Genomic DNA, 19,295 nt, shown 5'->3' with positions numbered 1-19,295 from the left:
TGGCGCCGGCCCGGCATTTCTTAACTCATTCGCACCCGCGGATCGACCACGCCATACAAAAGGTCCGACAACACGCTGACCCCTATAAAAAAACAGGACGTGATCAGCACCGATCCCATCACCACGGGAAAGTCCAGCTTCTCCAGAGCGTCCACCGTCACCTTCCCGATCCCCTTCCAGCCGAAGATCGTCTCTACAAAGAAAGCTCCCGCCAGCAGTTCGGCAAACCAACCCGTTATCGCCGTGATCACCGGGTTCAGCGCATTGCGCAGCGCATGTTTCCAGACCACCACCCGCGGCTTGAGTCCTTTTGCGTAGGCCGTGCGGATATAGTCCTGGTCCAGGACGTCCAGCAGCGACCCCCGCGTCAGTTGCGCAATGATGGCCATCGGCCGGATCCCCAGCGTCAACGCGGGCAGCACCAGGTTGCGGAGCTGCAGCTGCCGCCCTGCAAAAGGGTCGGTGTCGAAGAGACTGCCGGTCATGTGCAGCCCCGTATAATGACTGAGGACGAAGCCAAAAAGATAGGCGATGACGATCCCCATGAAGAAGGAAGGCGCCGAGATGCCAAGGACGCTGACAAAGATCGAAGACGTGTCCCAGACGGTGCCTTTCTTTATCGCCGCCAGGACGCCGAGGCTGATGCCGCCGATGGTCGCCAGCGCCATCGCTGCCAACGCCAGCAGCAGGGTACCCGGGAGCGCCTCCATCAGGACGGCGCCTACCTCGCGTTTGGTCTGGTAACTGCGGCGCAGGTAAGGCCATTTAAGGCCCAGTTTTGTCTCTCCACCGATAAATATCCCCCGGAGCCCTTTTTGCTTTATCTCTTCCCGCGAATGGATGCCCACCGGCGAGATATCGTCGAGATAAAAGATGAACTGCTTCCATCGCGGCTGATCGAGGTACAGCTCTTTGCGGATATTCTCCTGCGTAGCCGCGTCTGCCCGCTGTCCCATCACCAGCCGGGACGGATCGCCAAATCCCTGGAAGAGGAAAAAGACGGTGACCACCACGCCCAGCAGCACGAGCAGTCCGTAAAAGGATTTGCGGAGGATATAGCGTATCATGGATTGGCGGAATTGGGCAGTTCGGCGACGGCGGGTAAGGTCGCGCCATAGTCGGCATAGCTCCACTTATTCAGGATCGTCGCATTCTTCAGCAGGTAGATCGTAGGTTTGTCCTGCGACCGCGCAGCAGTCTTGATAGCCGTGGCATCGCATTTCAGCAGCGTGACCGCGCTGTCGATCCCGATCCCTCTCGTCCAGCCGCTCAGCTCGTCATAGTCACCCGTCACCAGGTACACCGGGACGCCCTTCGATCTCGCCATTGCCAGCAGTACCCCAAGCCCTTCCCTCGAACGCGGAACATAGTCCATATCTTTCATGAATACGAGCAGCTTGTATCCCTTCGCTTCCAGCACCGCCTGGGTCGTGTCCGTTCCCGCGCCGGTCAGCAGGACAAAGTCCTTTATCGCCGCCTCGGCATTTCCTTTTCGGACCAGCTTATCATACCGTTTCACAAAATGGTAGGAGTCGTTGAAGTCGGCGGGAAAATTACTGGCGTCGAACTCAATTTGCTTTCCCCCCTTTTCATAGATCATCGTGATCACCGTACTGTCCGGTATTGCGCCGGGCGGGGGCTTCATCTTGTCAAGGATATTATTGTGCGCACGGTATGGCAGACAGTCCACCACCGGCAGGTGCACCAGCACATGCCATTGAAAGGCGACCGAGAGGATCGTCGCCAGTATCAGCACCGCCGCACTCCCTACGGGAGCCAGGACAGGTTTGATCCGGTCCCGTACCGCAAACAGGAAGAGGATGAGGAGGAGCAGCACGAGATCCTTGGTGAAAGACTGACCGGCAGTCAGCGGGATACAGTCCCCGAAACAGCCGCATTCGCGCACTTTCCCCGACAGATAGGCGTAACCGGTTAAGAAGGTAAAGAAGATGATCAGCAGCAACAGCAGCCAGCTGAACAGCCGCATCCTCCAGCCCAGCAGGATCGCCACGCCGGCCACGATCTCGAAGACGATCATCACGATCGAGAAGCCCAGCGTAAAGTGATCCAGCCGATGGATATTCCAGACCTCGAAGAATTCCTGCATCTTGTAGCTCAGTCCCAGCGGGTCATTGGCCTTCACCAGCCCGGAAAAAATGAACAGCACGCCGACCAGGGTGCGGGCTATTGCGATAAGTAGTTTCATATTGCTAATATTGCGCGAATAGGTCTATTCCCAAAATTAGCCCTATTCGCGCAAAGGGCTGATGATTGACCTTCGGTCGAACCGCTTGCAGCGGTTCAGGCGCTGTGTTGCCCCTCTCCGATCAGGATAAGCGCAAACAGGGAATAGTTGACGATATCGATAAAATTGGAATCTATGCCTTCGCTGATCAGGGTCTTGCCCTCATTGGCGATGATTTGTCTGATCCGTAGTATCTTCATCAGGATCAGATCCGTGAAACTTTCCTGGCTCATCTCGCGCCAGGCCTCGCCATAGTCGTGATTCTTGGCCAGCATGATCTCCCGCGCGACCGCCAGCTGCCCATCATACCGTTTACCGGCTTCCTCCACCGAAAGCTCTTCCGCCGCATCCCCACTGATCGATAATTGAATAAGCCCGATGATGCCGTAATTCACCATCGCGCGAAACTCCCCGGCTTTGTCCTCCCCTACTTTCGCCAGGTCCGTCTCCTGAAGGGTCCGGATCCGTTTTGCTTTTATGTATAGCTGATCGGCGATGGATATGGTTCGTAATACCCGCCAGGAGGTGCCATAGTCTTTTGTTTTACTGATAAATATGTTCCGGCATGTTTTCGCCTCGGCATCATATTGTTCATACGTATCGCTCATCGGGGCTGATTTCTCCATAATTTCATGCAATTATAAGTAATAAATGCTCACTTTAAATGTAAAAGGTCAGTTAATGACCACCGGCCGCCCCCTTGTCATGGGCATTATCAACCGGACGCCGGATTCTTTCTATTCCGGCAGCCGGGTCACCGACGACGAGCAGTTGTTGCAACAGGCGGAAAAGATGATCGGCGAAGGCGCCGATATCCTCGATATCGGCGGCCAAAGCACCCGGCCGCACGCCGAGTGGCTGGGAGAAGAAGAAGAACTGCGCCGCGTCGTGGGCGCCATCGCCGGCCTGCACCGCCGCTGGCCGGAGACGCTCCTTTCCGTCGACACCTGGTATGCCCGTGTGGCCCGGGAAGCGGTAGCCGCGGGCGCATCCATCGTCAACGATATCAGCGGGGGAACCCTCGACAGCGAAATGCTCCCTACCGTGGGCCGCTTGCGCGTGCCCTATATCTGCATGCACATGAAAGGAACACCCGCGACGATGAACAAAGAAGCCATTTATGAGGATGTGGTCATGGAGGTGCTGGACTTTTTTATCGAACGGATCGAAGCCTGCCGCCTGGCGGGTATCCATGATGTCATCCTCGACCCGGGTTTCGGCTTTGCCAAGACGGCAGCGCACAACTTCCGGATCCTGCATCATCTTTCCCTGTTCCGGCTCACGGGAAAGCCTATCCTGCTGGGGGTCTCCCGCAAATCCAGCATTTATCGGACCCTCGGCGTGACACCCGAAGAAGCGTTGAACGGCACCACCGTGCTGCACACCATCGGCCTGCTCAACGGGGCCAATATTCTCCGGGTTCACGATGTGAAAGAGGCGAAAGAAGCGATCCTCCTCTGCTCAAAATAACAACGGGAAAGGGGCCATTTGGCCCCTTTCTTATTTCAAATTATTTGTGCGGTTGCGGCTGAGCGGGCTGCCCTTGACCGGGCCGTCCCTGCGGCATGCCGGGCATCCCGGGATTGGCAGCGGGCGGCGGTGCATCCGTTACATCTTCGATCTTTATATCGAATACCAGGTTCTCGAAGGGCTTGTGGCCGGGTCCGGGCTGTGCATCATAGGCGAGGTAGGCGGGGATGTAGAGCGTACCCTTTCCACCTTTCTTGAACAGTTTCAGACCGTCGTCCCAGCCGGGTATTACATTGCCCTGGCCGACGACCAGCTTGTAAGCATCGGCCGGACCCGTCATATTGCTTTCGAAGACCTTGCCCGAGGGCATCAGCTTGCCGGTGTACCGGACGGCCACCTGTTTGCCGGAATCCACCTGCTGTCCTTCGCCGGGGTTCTCGATGACATAGTAGACGCCCTTGGCCGTTTTCTGGGCCTGGATATGGTTGGCGGCAAGATAGTTCTCGACTTCCTTGGTCTCACGATCCTTTTGCTTGGCCAGTTCGCCTTCGCGATCCTTGTTCAGCAGGTCTTCGCTGGCAAAGATGTCCATCACCTTAAAGGAGAAGGTGATCTTATCTTTTCTCTTGAGGAAGGGTGGCAGCTGCCCGTTCATCTTCCGCATCAGTGTATCGACCGAGATCACGGCAACGGCGCTGTCGCCCTTGCGAAGCTGGGTAAAGATCTCCCAGGGGTTGTACGTGTTGTGCGGGGTATCGACGGGCAGATAGACCGGCATCGTTCCATAAGAGGTGTACAGGACCGAGTCACGGAGCTTCTGCAATACCTGGAGTTTCAGAAATTGGCCCTTTTTGGCCAGATCGCCTCTCCCGTCGGAATAGATCTTATACTGCAGGCCGGCTTTGGTCCGCTTGAATTCGGTATTCGTGCAGGCTACGGCCCCCAGCAGGACCAGGCTCACCAGCCCCAGGAATTTCGGAAACGTGATTTTCATTCGTATTGTTATTATTGTAATTGTGAAGAATTATCATTTAAGGCCGCTAAAAACCGTTGTACCGTGACTTCCAGCGTATCGGTGCTCCGGCCCCCGGCGGCGTTGACATGCCCGCCACCATCGAAATAGGTGCGCGCGAAGGTATTGACGTCAAAATCGCCTTTGCTCCGGAAAGAGCATTTTACCTCTTCGTCCCGGTCGATGATCAGCGCTGCCAGCTTAATGCCCTGGATCGACAGGGGGTAGTTCACGAGTCCTTCCGTATCACCGGTCTTGATCTCGTACTTGACGAGATCTTTCCAGGGTACAGCGATCAGCGCCGCGTTGTGCTCATAGAATATCTCCATCCGGTTGCTCAGGACAAAACCGATGAACCGGAGGCGGTTCTCGAGGAAATTATCAAAAAGATTTTCGTGTATCTGGGTATGATTCAACCCCGTATCCTTTAAAGCCGCGACCATCCGGTGTACGTCCGCCGATGCCCCGGGGAACCGGAAGGATCCGGTGTCGGTCATGACCCCCGCATAAAGACAGGCGGCGATATCGACATCGATGAGGCCGGCATGGCCGGATTCCACGATCACGTCGTATACCATCTCACTGGTCGAGCTCTTTGCCGTATTGCTGACCCCGTAGGCAAATACCGGCGTCTCGGGCTGCTGATGGTGGTCGATCAGGATCTTCTGCGCCGGTGATTTTCGCAGCCGCGCCGCCATATGACGGGTGCGGATCAGCGTGTTGAAATCGACGCAGAAGATCCACTCGGCCTGGTCCAATACGGCAATGGCCTTTTCCGTCGCGAACTCGTAGTCGATGACCGACGCGCAGTCCGGCATCCATTTGAGCCATTCGGCCCAGTTGGTGGGCGAAATGACGGTCGTATGGTGTCCCAGCTTACGAAGGAACAGCGACAGCCCGAGGGAACTACCCATCGCATCCGCGTCGGGTTTCTGATGCATGATGATCACCACCCGGCGGGGCTTCTCTAATAACGGATATATTTCTTCGATTCCTCTCATGAAAATAGGCCGGACAATCCGCAAACGGCGGATTAAAGGCCTGCAAAGGTGCGGAATTCTGGGGCAAATCCCAAAATATCCTACATTTGCCACCCAAAAGAAAGGAATATATGAGCAATCGAACTTTCACCATGATCAAGCCGGACGCCTTCGGAAAGGGGCATTCCGGCGCCATCATCGATAAGATCCTTAAAAGTGGTTTTCGTATCGTAGCCCTGAAACTGACCCGTCTTTCCAAAGAGAAAGCCGGTGAATTCTATGCCGTCCACAAGGCGCGCCCCTTTTACGGCGAGCTGGTCGACTTCATGAGCAGCGGACCCATCATCGCGGCCATCCTCGAGAAGGACAATGCCGTTGCCGATTTTCGTAAGCTCATCGGCGCCACCGATCCGGCCAAAGCGGACGAAGGCACCATCCGTAAGCTGTTTGCGGCCTCTGTCGGGGAGAATGCCGTTCACGGCAGCGACAGCGATGAGAATGCGGCCATCGAAGGGAACTTCTTCTTCAACGCATTCGAGCGGGTATAATAGTATATTACAGTTCCGAGCGGACGGTTTCCTGCTGTCCGTTCGGGGCTACATTTTTCACCGGTTCGACGGTATAGCCCTCCTTTCGGAGCAGATCGATGACCCCATCTTTCCCCGGCAGATGCGCCGCTCCCACGGCGATCAGCAATGATTTTTTCCCCAGCAGGCTATCGAGATTCTTCGCCCACTTGCGATTCCGGGCGTAGAGCAGCAGATCCATATAGCCCGACATCCCCCCATCTTCTTTCCGGCTCAGCTCGTCGATGCCATCGAGGTCCTGCCGGTTATAGAGATCTACCAGCTGACGCGTCATCTGTTTGTTCTGATCGCTGCTGTCGATATAGTCCACCAGTTCCTTCGCCTGCGTTTCGTAGGGGATGCTGTCGAACAATCCGGCCTGAAACTCGGCCGTCTCCAGCCCGTTCACCGGTTTGCCGTGTTTGGCCTCCTTCATGATCATCAGTTCCATGCCATCCGTGGTCTCGCAATCCAGCGCCTGCTCCTCGACAAGACCGCTGATGAGCATCGGCTTGAAACGCTCGAGCAGGCTGAAAGGCAGCATCGAGGCGTGTTTGGCGAAATAGTCCTTCACCCGCGCATATTCGTCCGGCTTCAGCAGATCGGATAGTTTCTTGCTATCGTTCATCCGCATGTACTTCATGGAATTGAGCATCCCGGCCATATCGCTCAGGTTGATCTCGAAATAGATCTCGTCGCAGTGGGCGATGGCCGCCTTCAGGCTGTCGCTCAGCGCGGCGTCTTTGGCGCAAAGGACATGCATCGTCCCGAAAAGATAGGACGGGTGCGTGATCTTCTTGCCCGAAATCCGCCACAGCAGCGTATGGGCCGTCTGGGAAAAAGCGATCGACGCCGTCAGCATCCCCGCAGCAAGGAGTCCCGCCCGGCCCCACCCTGCGGCCCGGGCATACCATCGTGTATTCTTTCTCATGCAACTACGGCCTCCTCGCCGTATACCTGGTCCTTGAATTTGAGCGAAGGGGAAGGGATAAAGTCTCCGAGCCCCAGTTCGCTCCATTTGGCGTCCACGGCCCGGATCGTCGCGTCGTCGGCGACGATGATATTGGGCCAGTCGCGCTGAAAGTTATCCAATTCCTTTGTCTTGCGCGTGCCGTCGAGGCCCAGGCAGGCAAATTTTTTTTTGGAGTCGATCGCCGAGGGCCGCTCGGTGAGAATATGATCCCGCCGGGGATCGAGGTTATTGCAAAACCGCCACAGCGCCACCGGCAGATCGGCCGCGTTGACGGTGTGTTCGACATAGAGGATCATCTTAATCCCTTCCAGGCTATCCAACCCGCAAAGCGCGGTGTGCAGCTCGCGGATATGTCCCGGCCGTTGCTTGCGGACAGCCAGCACCAGGCAGGGAATTCCCTGTTGCAGCAGCGCGGTATTGACGCCGGCGATCTCCGGCCAGCGGCCGGTGAGCTCCTCGCCCGTCAATCCTTTCCAGGCTTCCGTGACCCCCACATATCCTTCATCCGTCTCTTCTTCCGATTTGGTGGTGCCGTCGATGCACATCTTCCCGCCAAACCCCAGCTTGCTGCAGCTGTGATCCAGCACATCCATCGGCCCCTGCGAAAAGCTGACGTCCGTGGCGGGGTTCAGGTTGCGGAAGACATCCACCGCCAGTTTTTTGTAGTCGGTAATGACGGTATGTTCGTCGGCGATGACCAGGATCTTGTTGAACATCATCTGGCCTGCGCCCCACATCGCATTCATCACCTTCTGGCCCTGACCGGCGTACTCTTTTTTTATCTGCGCGATCACCAGGTTATGGAACACTCCCTCGACGGGCATGTCCATGTCCACGATCTCGGGAACCAGCGTCATCTTGATCGGGGCGAGGAAGATCCGCTCCGTCGCCTTGCCCAGCCAGGCATCTTCCTGCGGGGGAATGCCAACGATCGTGGCGGGATAGACGGGATTCTTTTTATGGGTGATGGCGGTGATATGGAACCGGGGATACCAGTCGGGCAGCGAATAATACCCGGTATGATCGCCAAATGGGCCTTCCCAGATCGACTCTTCGGTGGGGTCGACATAGCCTTCGATGACGAAGTCGGCATCGGCGGGCACTTCGATCTCGGGTTGAGTGAGACATTTGACCAGCTCGACCTTTTTCTTGCGGAGGAAGCCCGCAAGCATGTATTCGTCGACATTCTCCGGCAAAGGCGCGGTCGCGCTATAGGCATATGCGGGATCGCCGCCAAGTGCGACGGCGACGGGCATCTTCCGGCCGGTCTTCTGATATTCGGCAAAATGCCGGGCGCTGACCTTGTGTTTATGCCAATGCATGCCCGTCAGCGTAGGGCCGAAGATCTGCATCCGGTACATTCCGACATTGCGTGACCCGGTATTAGGGTCCTTGGTATGGATGATGGGAAGCGTAACGAAAGGTCCTCCATCCTTTGGCCAACAGGTGATCACCGGCAGCTTGCCGACATCCGGCTTTTCCATCACCACCTCCTGGCATTCGCCCCGGCCGTTTTTGACTACCGGCATCCAGCTCGCGAACTGTCCGAGTTTGGGAAGAAGCTTTAGCTTGTCGAGCAGCCCTTCTTTGGGGGCGGAAAGCAGCTTGAAGAGGTTTTCGATCTCGCGGGTGACGTCGTCCAGGTGCCGGACGCCCAGGGCCATGCACATCCGTCGCTCGCTTCCGTAGGCGTTCATCAGCACGGGGAAATCCGTGCCGGTATTCTCGAATAAGAGGGCTTTTCCTCCGTTGCCGCTTTTGCTGATCCGGTCTGTGATCTCGGCGATCTCGAGCTTCGGGTCGACAAAGCTCCGGATACGCACCAATTCCCCCGCTTTTTCCAATGCCTGAATGAACTCCTGCTGGTTTCTGTATGCCATACAGCAAAAGTAAAACACAAACCGGCCTCTGCCAAAACAGGGCCGGCTTTAGTGCGGAGCGGCCGCCTGACCGGGGCCTTTTCCCGCTAATACACTTTCTTGGGGCAGTCCAGCACGCCGCGGCGGCGCCGGAAATCGGCGATCCGCAGGGAATTCAGGGCGATCGTCACCCGCAGGCCGGACATATAATACCAGTCTTTGTGTTTGGGATTGCCGCGGACCGTACCGTCAGGGGGATAACCGGCGCCGCCCTTGATCTGGTTGCCGCGGTACGCCATCTGGACCGCTTCGGGCCCCCGGGCCGCCAGTAAGGTGTCCTCATTGACATAGCGGCCGCTGACGTCGTCGAGGTAGTCGGTAAAGAGCTTGCGAAGTCCGATCTCATAGGCGAGGGTTACCCTGTCGGATATCCGAAATTTGATGCCGCCGCCAAATGGAATGGCGAACTGTGTGAGGGCGTAAGGCTTTTGGTTGGGATATTGCGCCAGCCCCTCCCCTTCCGTGCTGAGCGGACGGAGGTAGACCTTGCGGCCCGTCGAGTCGTACGAGTAAGGATTGAAGTGATAGACCGCGATGCCGGCAAAGACATAGGGCGTCACCTTGTGCTGGCGAGGATCGAGAAGATTGTATTCGGCCAGCAGGTTCCATTCCCCGATGACCGTTTCGAAATTAAGATTCCGTGCCCGGAGATCGGCCTTTGTCGCATAACCGTCGGCTGCGGATATCCTGCCGTAAGTAAGATTCGAAAGAACGGAAAAATGACCGGTGAGGTCATATTGGAGCCCGGCGCCGAAAGAGCCGCCCGCCTGTTGGGTTGTTAATGGGCGTTCCTGCAGGTCGCCGAAGTAGTTGGAGAAACCTCCATACAGGTTTACATTCCATTGGGCCTGGGTCATCAGTGGTAATAGCATCCCCACGAGAAGGATCTTCTTCATTCGAGTTTAGAATTTGTTGCAAAAAGGTGATTCGATGGCTTAACGCAGGGTAGGTTGGATTAGAGCGGTGCTACGATTGAGGAAGAAAGGGGGAGAGAAGGTTTAACGATTGGACGCCGGCGATTTAACGATTGGATTGGGTAGAAGGCCCAGGTAGAGTTTTTTACGTTAGAATCAGATTTGAAGTTGCCACTGATAACGCAATTTTTAAGCCAATTATTTCCCAACGCCTCGCCAAAAAAAAGTTAAAGCAAAAATTCCTGATTTAGAGGCTTTTTTCCTTACCTTTGCACCCCACCGGAAACGGGTTTTCGACGCGGGCTTCCCCGCTTTTGGAGATTCTCGGGACGTAGCGCAGCCCGGTAGCGCACTTGCATGGGGTGCAAGGGGTCGCTGGTTCGAATCCAGTCGTCCCGACTTATAGTCAGATCAAAATGGATCAAAGCCTGTAAATACTCAGTATTGACAGGCTTTTTTCTTTGACGAAATATCAAAAAGCATCAGAAAAAAGCATATTTCCGGTGTGTTATCCGGTGAGTTGATCCGGCACACCTTTTGAACTCACTGGATTGCTCTCAAATCCTTGAATCATAATTCATAGCGTCATTCTTTTTGATACGTTTTGAGTGGATTCGAAATGGATTCGAACGTGCGGCCTGACAGAAGTGAAGAGTGGAATTAATCTATTTCAGAACAGTCAAAAGGAATTGTCATGAAGACCAAGCATTCCTTCAGCATCGATTTTATCATCCGGCGCTGCAAGGACAACAAGAAGGAGGCATTACTTTATGCCCGTATTACTGTAGATGAAGAACGAAAGGAAATCTCGCTTAAGGAGCGAATCAATGCTACGGACTGGGATCCTCGCCAGAGGATCGTAAAGGGGCGAAGCGAATCCGCAAAATCCCTCAACAAGCACATCGAGGACGTCCGGTTTAAGATCAAAGAGAAATACCGCCTCCTTTGTGATAGGGAAACCCTGGTTACCGCCGAAACCATTAAACAGGCTTACCTCGGTACTCATGCCTCATTAAAGGGGCATAAACTTGTCGAGCTCCTGGATTATTATCATAAAATATGGCAACCAAAATTGAAGCCTGGCGGCTTTAAGAATGTGGTAACCACCATTGCCTATGTAAAACGCTTCCTGGCGAAGGAATACACAGGTGGGGATATCTATTTATCCCAACTGAGCATGGAGCTGGCCACCAATTACGAGCATTTTGTCCGCAACAATCCCATGAAGGCCCACGACCGTTGTGAAGGAAACGGCCTTGCCAAGCATGTACAGCGCTTCAAACGTATCGTCAATTGGGCCGTCGAAATAAAATGGATCCAGATCAATCCGTTCAAAGAATACAGCTGTCCGCAGAAGAGGCACAGGAGGAAAAAGCTCAGCTTCCAACAATTGGTGGCCATCGAACAGCAAGCATTTTCTGACCCATCTATTTGTTATGTCAAGGACCTCTTTCTTCATAGTTGCTATACGGGCTTTGCCTTCGCCGACGCAATGGCGCTGCGAGAGGAACATTTCGAATGGGATACTGATGGCACGGTCTGGTGCAAGATATACCGCCTGAAATCAGACGAGCTGGCAGCAGTACCTATCTTGAAGTCCGCGGCGACACTGCTCCGCAAATACAAAGGTCGGTCCGATTATAAGCCTGGCGGCTCTATCTTTCCCCGGATTACGAACCAAGAAGTCAACCGTTGCCTAAAGGTCATCCAAGCTGTCTGCGGCGTCGACTTTTCCCTTACCTTCCACATTGCCCGCCATACCTTCGCCAAGACCGTCGCCCTCAAGAATGGCATTCCACTCGAGACCGTTCAGATCATGCTTGGACATGCGAAGATCACCACCACCCAAATTTATGCTGACGTTGACGAAGAGAAGGTACTGGACGATACCATCGGTTGGCAGGAACGGCTCGATAGAAAGCGGGAGATAGTATTAGCCAGCCAGTTAATGCAGAGAAAACGGACCCGATTTACCGAGCAGACCGACGACTGGCCAGATCAGTAACCGAAATCGCTGACCGCGACAACTAAGCGACGACTAGAAGCCTTCTTCGAGAAGCCGTCTAACATCTTCCCTACAGTAGTACACAGTACCTCCGATCTTTTTCCACCTTAGTTTCCGAGATGTCCGCAGAGATACCAACTTATTGACTGAGCAGCCAAGTATCTTGCGAACGTCTCTAGTTCTGTAACCTTCAACGGCAGCGGCTATTCCTTGGTTATTATGCGCGGCTAAGACAGCTTTAAAGTCGCTCAATAATTGCATCCGCAGCTCCTGTAAATCCTCCTTCGTCACTATTTCCGTGCTCATACGCTGCAAAAATGAAAACTGTCTTATAGAAAAACAATAGAGGCACAAATGTCTCGATAAAAAATTGGGCTTAGTGAGGCTCTCTTGCGCCTGAACCTAGTAATACTTCACTCATAAACCTACCTGCAGGCATTGAGAAAAGAGAATCATAAAACTTGTGAAACCGTTAAGCGTTGTCATTGAAAAGAGAGCAAATCCCATACTAGAAGTGACATGAAAGAACATCTTTCACATTGGTGAACAAAGAAATTGTAAATTGTGAAAACCAGTGGGTTCAATAGCCGCTGATATGTCATGCAAACCGAAGCAGATTTCATGGATCTCATTCATTGGGATGTTGGATTTGCCCTGAAGAAAATGAATGAGCAAATAGACGAGGGGCTGTATAAACGGCTGGTGATCAGCGCTGACCGGCCGCTGTTTCAGATATCCGGGTTGAAGGGCTACCTGGAACGCACATCCATTGCCAATCTGGCCAGAGTCCGGGATATTTATAAAAAAGCCTGCACTGTAGTGGCCCTGCACAACAGTGACTTCAAAGTTCTCGAAAATGACATAACCCATGAGCTTAGCCACTCTTTCGTGCTGCCCGGCGGCGGTTTTCTGCAAATCAACTGCGCGATGGAGTGCATCGAGATCCGCAACAAAGATATATTCAATACCATCCCCGCGAAAGACAATTATGATCATTTCTTTGAAGAACACCCTAATTTTTCCATCTATTCGAGCCAAGAATTTGCGAATGCCTGTTCCCAGGTACTCAATATTCTTTCGGCTTTTTTTCCACAAATCGGTAGTCCATCCGTCAATACCATGACAAACGAAGAGAAATTTTTGTGCCTGCTCCTTCTAAAGACGAAGAATAACCCCAAATATGGATTCGACCCAGCGATTCTCGCTCGACTCATCGGATTGCCGACGGCCGACCTGCCAATCTTGATCTTTCAGCTCTCGGAAGGTGACTATCTCAACACCAGGCAAGGTTTTGGGAATAGCTTAGTGATTACTAGTAAGGGGATACAGCTGGCTCGCGCCTTACTTGCCCACAATCGAATTAAGGTAGTCAAATTTTTTTCCGCAAAGTACTTATCGCCGACAAACGTCGCGGAGCAGAGCGTCATCTTTTATTACCACGTCATAGTACCGGATCAAAGCGAAGCTAACTATTCGATCACTATGCATGCAACGGATGTTGTGGCTGGAACCTGGAACCTGTCTTTTGCCGCAGACCGGCCGGGCGAGCAGTTATTACTCCTTCATGCCAAAGATCATATCGCCCGAAAGCTGCTACAAGGCGACCTTCAACAACACGAGGATGTTGAAATAAGGGCACGGGACCTGCGAAGCCTGCCACAGTACACGGCACAAGACCTTATCCCCGTTAAGGATGCTGAATTCCTGGTAGAACTCCCTCAGCGGACAGTCGAGCAACTGCCGCGGTCACTGACCGTCGAGCAGACAGCTGAAGAATTGGGCGGATGGATCCTGAAGACGAGAACCACAATTAATGCTTTGTTCAAGGCTAAATATAAAGAAGAGCTGTTTTTGCATCCTGATATAAAAAATATTCTCGATCTTCATAAGGAAGTCACCCATGAGGAGGCCTTCTATACCCGGGTCGTCTCCCTTGCTACAACGGTGGGGGACTTGAATCTCCCCATCCTGCGAAAGTTGACAAATCCCCCTAATAACCAAGTCAGGAGCATATCCCTACTTTCCGACTTTGTTCAAACATTAACAACTGACGCCACCGATATCATTCGTCCCATGCGGAATATCACCACCATTCGCAATGCCTATCCATCCCACAAGGACAAGAAGGAGACAATTGACGCTTACCGGGAAATGGGCATTACCCCGCCGGTCGTTTACTACTCCGATTCGTGGAAGTTGATTCTTACCGCCTATTGGAAAGCACTAGAATCGCTAAGGGACCTATTCCTTCAAAAATTGGGGGAGCCATCACCGTAAGCTGATATGCTACTGGTGAACGACTCCTGCGCTTCGGAGCGAAATTACATCATGCCGCTATAAATCTTGGTGGATCTTTCACCTAAGCCAGTAAGGACTTACGGTTGCCAGTACCTCCTGAACGAAGCCTCTTAATAATGCCTCTTGCTGCTCCAAGGTTGTCTCCTCGCTATTAAACAATTCAAAATACTCTTCTTTTAACTCGAACCATACGGCTGGGAATTCCTCATAGTCTTTGTAGGGCGCTTTGAAGTGCTGGCCGCCGACTGTCGATTGCTCTGGCATAACGTCAAAAATAGCTTTACACCATCCTTTGTCAAATCCCATAAAAATGCCAACCGTTTCGGTGTAGTAGACTCCTAGCCAGGGATAAATCGTTGGACCATTATCTCTTTGCAGGCAAAAAAAGCGGCCAGAGCGATTTTCCTCAAATGGCTTGCTGGCATTATGCACGTGGGACTTGTACCCTGCTATTGATTGTACAATTTTCTTTACGAGCAGGTTAAAATGGTAAAGAGCTGATAAGTTATTGATCATTATTTTTTTCAATTCAATTATCGAACAAACTTTCTTGAGGTACGAGCCATATCCATGAATAAACTCCCTACTTGATGCGTCGATTGTTGCAACGTCTTTGTTGCTCTTCAAATACTTGCTAAACTCCTCCCATGTTCTCATTTCGAAATTCGGCTCAGGGTCAATCGCATAGTTGGAGATATAACCATGTCTTGCTTTTGGCCATTGCTCCTTGTACTCAATAAAATGCTGATTTCTATCCATCACCTTACATTCGATCACAAATTCTTGGCCTTCAATTTTGATATAGAAGTCAACTCTGTTGGTTCCCTCCATATGTTCTCTTCTAAAAATCTCCAACTTTGACAAGTCGGAAACCTCCTTAAAGAAAAATTTAACAAAAAGCTGCCGGAAAATCGGAACGGATTCAGCCATCACCCAGGTTACGTCTGATAAATCGTTCTCATTAGAGAACCGGCGACTCAAATTCTCAAAAAAATAACTGACCATTGTTGATTATAGATCACTTTTTGCAAATAATGGCGGCGAAAGCATCAACGTCCTTACCAGGTTAGCGGCAATGTCTCTCGCTCCATTTCTTCTCGTACAATGCGCAAGGCTTCTGTTAAGAGCTTCTGAATATAGTTAGGGAGAATATGTTCAGCCAAGTAATTGGTTAGGAACTGCTCCTTTTCTTTATTTTCAATGCTAGGGTGACCGGGGACCGACCGCTTTCCGATATTAGTATTGTTTATGTACGATCCACCAAGTAATTTATCCGTGTCGCAAAATCCGGGACGGATAGCCATCATCTTATTAATGAGCCGACACTGAATGCCTAGAGTAGTCGCATCATAAACACCATACCCCTGAAGCGCGACCGCCAAATCCTCCAATTCATTCTGACAAGTGCACATTTCGATCACCCCTTCAAAGAAATGACTGAAATAGACAATGTCGCCTGGCTCTTTCGAAAGCCCTGGCCTGAAGTATTGGAGCAACTCCTCTCTTAAGCGGCGATCCAATAGTTGCGGACATGAAGGCAACCACGTCAAAAATGTCTTGAAAAGGTCACACCGGGCCATGAAGGTTAGATCACCATAATACCAGGCGCGGCAGAAAGTATAGTAACCCTCCCCGTTTCGCCTCATGGCTTCGTTCGCGAGGAACTCGAAGAGACCCGCGTCGCCCAAGGATTTGTGTATGAATGTTAACGCGGGTAGGAACGGGTTAGAGATCGGGTCGACAAAGGAGGCGATAAGCTTGAAGAAATCTATCACCTGGGTCGAAAATCTATCGCAGAAAGGTATATCTGCAGCAATACCATAGACAATCTCATCAATACTGTTGTGCTTTACCTTCTCCGCCAACTGCTTCAGCATATCGAACGTCCGGGGGGTGTCAACGGACGAGAAGCGATATAAGTTATGCGTCAACTGATAGCAGGAAAAATTGGATCCGTCCGCAATGGCCCACTCGAAATAGTTTAAGTCTCTTGTTTGAATCCGTCCATGATCGATGCGCTGTTTGGATGCCAGAATGGCAACTACAAGCGGCTTTGCCTCCCATATGTCCTCCAACGCCCATAGACGATCAATCAATCCGTAAAAAACCGTATCATCGTTCCAGAAGTAGTCTGTGATACCTGACAAGGCTCTTATGTAAACAGGTGCGCGTTCAATAACATAGCTGTAAAGCTCAAGGGCATATGTTGAATGGTCGATCCCAAGAAACCTCGCAACAGTCATCAACACCTCCGGCAAAAGATTATCGCATGAACAGAGGAGAGATTTCAGATCTTCGATCATTTCTGCGGGACCCGGATAAAGTGAAAATATCTGCTTCAACTTATCCTGAATATCCCTGGAGTCGTAACGCCGAGTTGAAAGGAATAGTTCCATTCGACTTTTGGGCGATCCGGCATCCAATAGCTCATCGAGCCGCTGATGCTGGGCTGCATAAGCAGGTTTTAACTCCCGATGCTTTCCTAGTTTGTTAGCTGATGCAATCACGGCGCGTTCGATAGGGGTTGCATCATTGGCTAATAATTCAGAAGTGTATTCCATTGCCAGCGCAAATGCCTCTGCTTCATCAATTTCATACTTTCGCTGAGCAAAACTAAACTGAAAATGGAGAACCCGACCTATTCTGGCAAACCACTGCGGATCAAGGTCTTGGTTCCCACGATGCTTCCGGTAGTATGCAATCAGGCCGGCCATCAGATCTTTACGAATTGTGCCTGTATGGGCGCAATTTGGCACTCTCCCATTAATAAAATGCATCTCATTCGTATAGGGATCGATGACGTCCCCGGTATGGTAATCGTCGACGTAAAGGCAATTTACAGTCGTTAGTGCTATCTCTACTTCTCTGGAGTCGCTAGAAGTGAAAAACGTCTTCGTCTTATCAACTAGGAAGCGTTGACGATGGCAACACGGCCCAGTTCGTAGTGGCGAATTTTCGAAATCGTAAGGTCCAAATCCAAAACAACGATAGACCAACTGCATTTCATTAAACTCCTCATTCATTCTCAAAAACATTGCCCAATATACGGGGAAACTCCCCTCGTTCCCGGATGATCGGAACAAGCGTCCCAGAAGTGTCATTGCATCTTCCTTCAGTCGGCCAAACGGCGATTCCGTCAAGACCGTTGCCTGGTGCAATGGATGGCTCTTATTTACGTAGGCCTGCAAAAATACCTCAAGGGTTTGCAAGCCAATGTGTGGGTTGCGTTGGGCTAGCCGGATTGCTGTCTGCAGTACGCGGCGAACGGCCGCTTCAGTGACTGTAGCTTCTTTAATCTGCTCTATATATTTGCGAATCAAATCCTCAATAAGTGCCTTACCGCCCACGTTGGCAATCTGGGCTTCCAGGAGATTGTTTACCATATTACCGAAATACTTCACCAGCAGAGGATTGTCGATGAAGTTTTGTACCCACCTCTTGCCTTGCTCGAACGTCTGCCGCAGAAAGGTATCGCTCACTGGATCTGGTTTTATCGCAAGTTCAGGATCTGTCCTGACTAAACCACATTTCTGTAGGGCGGCAATGATCTCGTCAATTTCCTCCACCGCGCAATTCGACAGGTCTGCCAGCAACGAATAGTCCTCATCCCGCGGCGCCAAAGGCGCCAACAAGGCCAATAAGCGGATCACTTTCTGAATTGTGCGTTTATCCAGTTTCGTCGCTCTTTCAGTCATATCGATCGCCTCGCCGACCATCTTAATTACAAATTCGTCAAAAACGTTATCCGTCGCAATTCCAGAAGGATGGACACCTCGTTGGACAAGATAGCACAAGGCGACCACCACCCCAGGCACGCCGAGCGAATGTCCCCGAAGCCATTGTAGATTCTCTTCCGGATGAAAGGGCAGCAACGAACGAATGATCTCTTTTGTTTCTACTGGCGATAAAGGCACAAATCGAACTTCTCTTACAGTCTTACTGTGAGATGGAAGGCTGCCCAAAATAGCAGCAAAGAAGTCAGTACGGGCTGTCAGAATAATCTTTATTCTTCCTGGGTATTTCTCCGCCTCGTTCTTTATGTCGGCAAGCAAGTCGAGGTGACGGTGTGCATCATCCAGAAGGACGACCATTTTTCTTTCCCCCAACAAAAGCTGAGCAAAGGTACTGGCGGAAAATCCATTGGGTTTCAGGACTAGCGCGAGCCAATCTTCGTTTAAATCAATCACCGTCTCAAAAAACTGGATCACCGTCCGCGTCTTACCATAGTTACCGGGCCCTGTTAGAACGGCCATTGCATCGGGACCAGACAAAAAATGCCGTAATTCTTCTATCTTGTCGATACGACCAAAAAACGGATTAGCAAAGGTATCGCGGAGATCAGGAGCATGCAGCTGCCGATAAAAATGAACTCTGTAATTTTCTAAAAGTGCCTTACCCCGGGCGAAAAAATGATTATAAATGATTGGATTCGAAAGGATCATCGTTTCGAGTGTGGCGTGATGCCAAATTAGGACGGTTGCCGGCTTTTTGTCCCCACGCCCAGCAAAGGTGGCAGCGGCAATGTCTTTTAACTCTCGATCCTCATCGGGACGTAGGTTCACAGTCGTCAAAAAAACGATGTAGTCTTCTCCCTTAAAATGGTTGTTGATGTCGTCACGGATATCTTTGCGGAGCTGGGCAAGAGCAAGTCCCTTTTCTGTACTCTTGAATTTATCCTGAAAGCGCCATTTACCAGTTTGGTCCTGCCAGGTCCCAACAAAGTACTGATCAATCCCACCGTCGGTACCAGGCGCGGAATAAAGGCTGGCCTTTTTAGAGACTATATGATACAAGATAACATTGCACAGGACCTGAAACGCCGTTCCATCGAAACCCTTCCATTCAATTTCAGCCATAAATTTACTTTGGATTTACCATGAAATTACGCATTTTTTGGCTTGTGAATTTAGCAC

At 51.7% G+C, this 19,295-nt stretch carries 15 protein-coding genes and 1 tRNA gene; 5 read left to right on the top strand and 11 right to left on the bottom strand.

Annotated elements, in window-relative coordinates; genetic code table 11:
- Positions 1-20: 20 nt before the first annotated feature.
- The 3 genes from VHE34_RS13210 to VHE34_RS13200 form a co-directional block, all read right to left on the bottom strand.
- Positions 21-1,067 carry an ABC transporter permease gene (locus VHE34_RS13210; protein WP_325588603.1) on the bottom strand — a complete coding sequence of 349 codons (1,047 nt, stop codon included), beginning with the start codon at positions 1,065-1,067 and terminating at the stop codon, positions 21-23.
- On the bottom strand, positions 1,064-2,206 hold the full coding sequence (locus VHE34_RS13205; protein ID WP_325588601.1) for a BT_3928 family protein: 1,143 nt from the start codon (positions 2,204-2,206) through the stop codon (positions 1,064-1,066). Before VHE34_RS13205 ends, VHE34_RS13210 begins: the two co-directional genes overlap by 4 nt.
- A 95-nt stretch (positions 2,207-2,301) precedes the next feature.
- Positions 2,302-2,871, bottom strand: coding sequence for a DUF1599 domain-containing protein (locus VHE34_RS13200; protein WP_325588599.1), 570 nt, complete (start codon positions 2,869-2,871; stop codon positions 2,302-2,304).
- A gap of 25 nt (positions 2,872-2,896) precedes the next feature.
- Here VHE34_RS13200 and folP point away from each other — a divergent pair, with 25 nt between their 5' ends.
- The gene (gene folP / locus VHE34_RS13195; protein WP_325588597.1) at positions 2,897-3,715 is read left to right on the top strand and encodes a dihydropteroate synthase; all 819 of its coding nucleotides are present in this window, start codon (positions 2,897-2,899) and stop codon (positions 3,713-3,715) included.
- Positions 3,716-3,755: 40 nt separating this feature from the next.
- Here the strand turns inward: folP and VHE34_RS13190 are convergent, their stop codons facing one another.
- Both VHE34_RS13190 and VHE34_RS13185 read right to left on the bottom strand, forming a co-directional pair.
- Entirely contained in the window at positions 3,756-4,709 is a 954-nt protein-coding gene (locus VHE34_RS13190) for an FKBP-type peptidyl-prolyl cis-trans isomerase (protein ID WP_325588595.1), read from the bottom strand.
- 11 nt (positions 4,710-4,720) lie between these two features.
- Positions 4,721-5,728 carry a bifunctional oligoribonuclease/PAP phosphatase NrnA gene (locus tag VHE34_RS13185; protein WP_325588593.1) on the bottom strand — a complete coding sequence of 336 codons (1,008 nt, stop codon included), beginning with the start codon at positions 5,726-5,728 and terminating at the stop codon, positions 4,721-4,723.
- Positions 5,729-5,838: 110 nt separating this feature from the next.
- Between VHE34_RS13185 and VHE34_RS13180 the strand changes: the two genes are divergently transcribed.
- The gene (locus VHE34_RS13180) at positions 5,839-6,255 is read left to right on the top strand and encodes a nucleoside-diphosphate kinase (RefSeq protein ID WP_325588591.1); all 417 of its coding nucleotides are present in this window, start codon (positions 5,839-5,841) and stop codon (positions 6,253-6,255) included.
- A 7-nt stretch (positions 6,256-6,262) separates the two neighbouring features.
- On the opposite strand, the gene VHE34_RS13175 is transcribed toward VHE34_RS13180, so the two are convergent.
- The 3 genes from VHE34_RS13175 to VHE34_RS13165 all read right to left on the bottom strand — a co-directional run bounded on the left by VHE34_RS13175 (position 6,263) and on the right by VHE34_RS13165 (position 10,061).
- Positions 6,263-7,204, bottom strand: a complete 942-nt coding sequence (locus VHE34_RS13175) for a TraB/GumN family protein (protein ID WP_325588589.1) — start codon at positions 7,202-7,204, stop codon at positions 6,263-6,265.
- On the bottom strand, positions 7,201-9,126 hold the full coding sequence (locus VHE34_RS13170; RefSeq protein ID WP_325588587.1) for a menaquinone biosynthesis decarboxylase: 1,926 nt from the start codon (positions 9,124-9,126) through the stop codon (positions 7,201-7,203). The genes VHE34_RS13175 and VHE34_RS13170 overlap by 4 nt, the downstream gene beginning before the upstream one ends.
- Before the next feature lie 86 nt (positions 9,127-9,212).
- Complete coding sequence (locus tag VHE34_RS13165; RefSeq protein WP_325588585.1) at positions 9,213-10,061, bottom strand: DUF6089 family protein; 849 nt, start codon at positions 10,059-10,061, stop codon at positions 9,213-9,215.
- A 343-nt stretch (positions 10,062-10,404) separates the two neighbouring features.
- On the opposite strand from VHE34_RS13165, the gene VHE34_RS13160 reads away from it, so the two are divergent.
- Together VHE34_RS13160 and VHE34_RS13155 are read left to right on the top strand one after the other, a co-directional pair.
- Positions 10,405-10,478 (top strand) — tRNA-Pro (locus VHE34_RS13160).
- A gap of 295 nt (positions 10,479-10,773) precedes the next feature.
- Positions 10,774-12,084: a site-specific integrase gene (locus VHE34_RS13155; RefSeq protein WP_325588583.1), complete on the top strand. Its 1,311-nt coding sequence runs from the start codon at positions 10,774-10,776 to the stop codon at positions 12,082-12,084.
- Positions 12,085-12,117: 33 nt separating this feature from the next.
- Here the strand turns inward: VHE34_RS13155 and VHE34_RS31135 are convergent, their stop codons facing one another.
- On the bottom strand, positions 12,118-12,345 hold the full coding sequence (locus tag VHE34_RS31135; protein WP_414709897.1) for a helix-turn-helix domain-containing protein: 228 nt from the start codon (positions 12,343-12,345) through the stop codon (positions 12,118-12,120).
- 339 nt (positions 12,346-12,684) lie between these two features.
- On the opposite strand from VHE34_RS31135, the gene VHE34_RS13150 reads away from it, so the two are divergent.
- A complete protein-coding gene (locus VHE34_RS13150; protein ID WP_325588581.1) occupies positions 12,685-14,361 on the top strand; it encodes a hypothetical protein in 1,677 nt (558 codons plus the stop codon).
- A gap of 78 nt (positions 14,362-14,439) precedes the next feature.
- Here the strand turns inward: VHE34_RS13150 and VHE34_RS13145 are convergent, their stop codons facing one another.
- The gene (locus tag VHE34_RS13145) at positions 14,440-15,387 is read right to left on the bottom strand and encodes a hypothetical protein (protein ID WP_325588579.1); all 948 of its coding nucleotides are present in this window, start codon (positions 15,385-15,387) and stop codon (positions 14,440-14,442) included.
- 53 nt (positions 15,388-15,440) lie between these two features.
- The gene (locus VHE34_RS13140) at positions 15,441-19,238 is read right to left on the bottom strand and encodes a hypothetical protein (RefSeq protein ID WP_325588577.1); all 3,798 of its coding nucleotides are present in this window, start codon (positions 19,236-19,238) and stop codon (positions 15,441-15,443) included.
- Positions 19,239-19,295 lie beyond the last annotated feature (57 nt).

It is taken from the genome of Puia sp., from assembly GCF_035546395.1.
Lineage (GTDB): Bacteria > Bacteroidota > Bacteroidia > Chitinophagales > Chitinophagaceae > Puia.
The sequence above is the reverse complement of the archived record's forward strand: the minus strand, read 5'-3'. Positions and strand labels throughout refer to the sequence as shown.